This is a genomic window from Ideonella azotifigens, from assembly GCF_006519715.1.
GTDB lineage: Bacteria > Pseudomonadota > Gammaproteobacteria > Burkholderiales > Burkholderiaceae_C > Ideonella > Ideonella azotifigens.
The window spans coordinates 1-2,315 of sequence record NZ_VIDT01000783.1; the positions used below are offsets into that span (position 1 = coordinate 1).

Annotated in this window: 2 protein-coding genes; one reads left to right on the plus strand and one right to left on the minus strand. The window is 67.3% G+C overall.

What is annotated here, in order from left to right:
- Positions 1–122: 122 nt before the first annotated feature.
- Positions 123–1,748, minus strand: coding sequence for a GMC family oxidoreductase (locus FKP22_RS27575; RefSeq protein WP_141291174.1), 1,626 nt, complete (start codon positions 1,746–1,748; stop codon positions 123–125).
- A 71-nt stretch (positions 1,749–1,819) separates the two neighbouring features.
- Here FKP22_RS27575 and FKP22_RS27580 point away from each other — a divergent pair.
- On the plus strand, positions 1,820–2,315 hold a 496-nt coding region (locus FKP22_RS27580), incomplete at its 3' end, for a LysR family transcriptional regulator (RefSeq protein ID WP_141291176.1).

Here is a 2,315-nt window from a genome sequence, read left to right on the forward strand (position 1 = left end):
CGCGGCTCGCCCCTGCCAAACGGAAATTGTGGTTGCCGGGCCGACGCCTGACTGGTCGCTTTTACTGCCGCCGACGGTCAGCAAATGCGACGCTCGGCGCCGCGGTGCCGGCGCGGGCACCGTCAGGCCGCCTGGCGCGGGCAGTGGGCCACGGCGTCGTGAAGGATCATGTCCGCGCCCTTCTCGGCAATCATCATCGTGGGCGCATTGGTGTTGCCGGAGGTCACGTGCGGCATGATCGACGCGTCAACCACGCGCAGCCGCTCGACGCCCCGCACCCGCAGCCGCTCGTCGACCACGCCCAACGGGTCTGAGCCCATCTTGCAGGTGCCGGATGGATGCATCGCGGAGTTGCCGTGCTGTCGCAGGTAGTCGAGCAACGCGGCGTCGCTCTGCACTTCGCTCCCGGGCAGGATCTCCGCCACGACCCGCGATGCGAGCGGCTCGGTGGCCAGGATGCGCCGGATCTGCCGCAGGCCGGAGATCACCGCGTCGATGTCGCCCTGGTGCGTCAGAAACTCCGGCTGCAGCAGCGGCGGCTGCAAGGGGTCCAGCGAGCGCAGGCGGACGGTGCCGCTCACCGCAGGGCGCAGCCGGTAGACGGACGCGGCGATCGAGGGTTCGCGGTCTACCTCGACCAGGCCGTTGCCGTGGTAGGTGAAGGACATCGGCCTGAAGCTGATCTGCAGGTCGGCATGGTCCTCTTCGGGCCTGCTCTTGACGAACGCCGCCACCTGTGAAGACCCGAGGGCGAGATAGCCGGAGCGCGTCAACAGGTAGCGCAGGCCGGTCCAGTATTTCCGCGCGCCGGTGATCTCGTGGTTGTAGGAACTGTCCCGCGTCGACCGGTAGCTGGTGTGCACGTAGAAGTGATCCTGCAGGTTGCCGCCCACGCCTGGCGACAGCGCGACCGGCGAAATGCCGAAGCGCTGCAGTTCCTCGCCAGGCCCGATGCCGGAGAGCATCAGCAACTGCGGCGAGTTCACCGCTCCGGCCGACACGATCACCTCCCGCGTCGCCTGCAGGACGCGGGTTTCGCCGCCGGAGATCACCGAGACGCCGGTCGCCATTCGTCCGTCGAAGACGATCCGTTGCACCATGCAGCCGGTCCGCACCACCAGATTGGGACGCTGGGCCACCGGTTCCACATAGGCCATCCAGGCCGAGTGGCGCCGGCCGTGCTTGATGTTGTGCTGCATGAAGCCGACGCCATCGTGCAGGGCGCCGTTCATGTCGTCGGTGCGCGGGATGCCGTGGCGCTCGGCCGCGGCCACGAAGTCGGCGGACGCAGGGTGGCGGATCACCGGATCGCTGATCCAAAGCGGCCCGTCCTGGCCGCGGTAGGCGTCGCCACCACGCTCGAAGTGCTCCATGCGCTTGAAGTACGGCAGCACGTCGTCGAAGCCCCAGCCAGGGTTGCCGAGAGCACGCCAGGTATCGAAATCCTGGCGGTGGCCGCGGATGTAGACCATGCCGTTGATCGCGCTCGAGCCGCCGAGCCCCTTGCCGCGCGGCCAGTACATCCGGCGGTTCAGCATTTCGGGCATCGGTTCGGTGAAGTAGTTCCAGTTCAGCTTGTCGTGGAAATAGAGCTTGGCCATGCCCGCCGGTGTGCGGACCCAAAATTTGTCTGCCGGCGGGCCGGCTTCTAGCAGCAACACCCGGATCGCGGGATTGTCCGAGAGTCGCCGGGCCAGCACGCAGCCTGCCGAGCCGGCGCCGATGATGATGTAGTCGAAGGTCTCCATGCGGCGGATTCTCTGGATCGGTGTCCTGACTTGCCAATGAATAGAATCGATGCGTCCATCAGCAATCGCACATGTCCGATCTTCTCGAGACCATTCCCTGGGCCCGCCGGTTGAAGATCCGGCACCTGGAAGTGTTCCTCGCACTCGACGAAACCGGCAGCATGACCGCTGCCGCCGGGCAACTCCACATGACTCAGCCAGCGCTGTCGCACTGGCTGGCCGACCTGGAAGAGGCCATCGGTCAGCCCTTGTTCGTGCGCGGACGCCGGCTTTCGCTGACGCCGGATGGCGAGGTGCTGCGCGCGCATGCCTCGCGCATGCTGGGCGACGTGCGCCGAACGCACGCCGATTTCCTGGCCCTCCACGCCGGGCTGCAGGGGCGGCTGCGAGTGGGCACCGGTCTGCCGCGGGTCTTGTTGCCGCGCGCCATCGCACGGCTGCAGCAGAAACAGCCCGGCATCTTCGTGTCGGTGGTCGAAGCATCGTTGTCGGAACTGCTGGAACAGCTGGCGCGGCGAGAGATCGACCTCATCATCGGCGCGCTCAGCGCCCAGGCCCTGGCCTCGG